Origin of the sequence: Ensifer adhaerens (genome assembly GCF_002940685.1) — a bacterium.
In the GTDB taxonomy this organism is placed as follows: domain Bacteria; phylum Pseudomonadota; class Alphaproteobacteria; order Rhizobiales; family Rhizobiaceae; genus Ensifer; species Ensifer adhaerens_E.
Genome location: NZ_PNFP01000051.1, coordinates 1 through 1,573 on the forward strand (window position 1 = coordinate 1; position 1,573 = coordinate 1,573).

The 1,573-nt window shown below is 57.5% G+C and carries 1 protein-coding gene; it reads left to right on the forward strand.

Features of this window, described 5'->3' with window-relative positions; translation table 11 throughout:
- Nucleotides 1-81 precede the first annotated feature (81 nt).
- On the forward strand, nt 82-1,257 hold the full coding sequence (locus C1A35_RS35560) for an IS110 family transposase (protein WP_104668908.1): 1,176 nt from the start codon (nt 82-84) through the stop codon (nt 1,255-1,257).
- Nucleotides 1,258-1,573 lie beyond the last annotated feature (316 nt).

Here is a 1,573-nt window from a genome sequence, read left to right on the forward strand (position 1 = left end):
AGATCCCATGAGGAGTGAACAGCGGTCGGCGCTCTGGCAGAGTGAGGCTGCATCAAAGCACTCGCTCAGGAGGAGTAGGTTATGGGAACTACGTCCGTTCACTCAGAAACGCCGACCGCCGTCCGCACCGATCTTGGCGCAATTTTCGTGTCTTTGGAATTGAGCCGATCGAGCTGGCTCATCACTTCGCTGTCTCCAGGCAGCGGTGAGAAAATGTCAAAGCACTCGATCGACAGTGGCGACATTGCCGCGCTGCGGCTTCGGTTTGCCCAGATACAAGAGAAGGCGCGGCTGCGAACGGGAAGGACGTTTCCGATCGTTACGATTCAGGAGGCGGGATTGGACGGCTTTTGGATACACCGCGTGCTGGAAGCAACCGGCATCGAGAGCTACGTTGTCGACGCGGCATCGATCGCGACGTCACGTCGGCGCCGGCGTGCAAAGACCGACAGGATTGATGGCGAAGCACTGGTCCGGGCACTCCTCGCGTTCAAGCGCGGTGAGCCGCGGGTATGCGCGATGGTAAAGGCGCCGAATCCCGAGGATGAAGATCGGCGGCGCATCTGCCGGGAGCGCAAAGTGCTCATTGCGGAACGGGTGAGGCACGTCAACCGCATCAAGGGTTTGCTCTTCGCCCAGGGTGTCAGCGGGTACGAGCCTCTGCACAAGAACCGGCGCAATCGGCTGGAAGATCTCCAGACCGGAGACGGACGCGCGTTACCGCGGCATATCAAGTCTCAAATAATGCGTGAACTCGATCGACTTGAGTTGTTGCTTGAACAGATCGCTGCGGTGGAGAGCGAGCGGAATTCCTTTCTAGCTGTACACGAAGGCTCTGCGCATGGAACGCTGACACCGGCAACAATGCTGTTCGCCATCAGGGGCGTTGGCGCCGAGTTTGCCACGATTCTTTGGAGCGAGGGGCTATGCCGGCATTTCGATAATCGGCGACAGGTTGCTGCCTATGCAGGTTTGGCACCCACCCCTTGGCAGAGCGGAACCATCGATCACGAACAAGGCGTCTCCAAAACAGGCAATCCCCGATTGCGTACGACAATGATCCAGCTGGCCTGGTTATGGCTGCGCAACCAGCCAGGATCGTTGCTCAGCCGCTGGTTTGTGGATCGGGTCCAGTCAAATGGTGGACGTTTGAAGAAAACCGCGATCGTCGCACTAGCGCGTAAACTGCTGATCGCACTTTGGAGATACGTTACTGCAGGCGTCACCATTGAAGGTGTTGTGATGAAGACCGCCTAACAGCGGCCATTAGCGAATCCAGAAATCCACCCGGGCGGATCAAATCCTGGTGGATACGGTGAACGAACCTCGTCGCAGTTTGGCTTAAAATGCCGCCCTATAGAATGGTTCCGTTCTCCTGAGCCTTGCCGCTACGCAAGCGGGATAGTGGTGCTGCCGCACATAACGGCGACCGAATGTGAGTTGGATCCGGCGATGGATGCGCGCCGGCTCATGCATGCTGGCTCAGACCACGGGTTTGCAAGAAAATGGGAGAATGAACGCGATGTAGTGATGATCGATCTTGACGTCAAAATCCTCATGTGAGCTGCGACGA

Coding starts and splice junctions, on each gene's coding strand:
- C1A35_RS35560 (WP_104668908.1), top strand. CDS start 82: ATGGGAACTACGTCCGTTCACTCAGAAACGCCGACCGCCGTCCGCACC.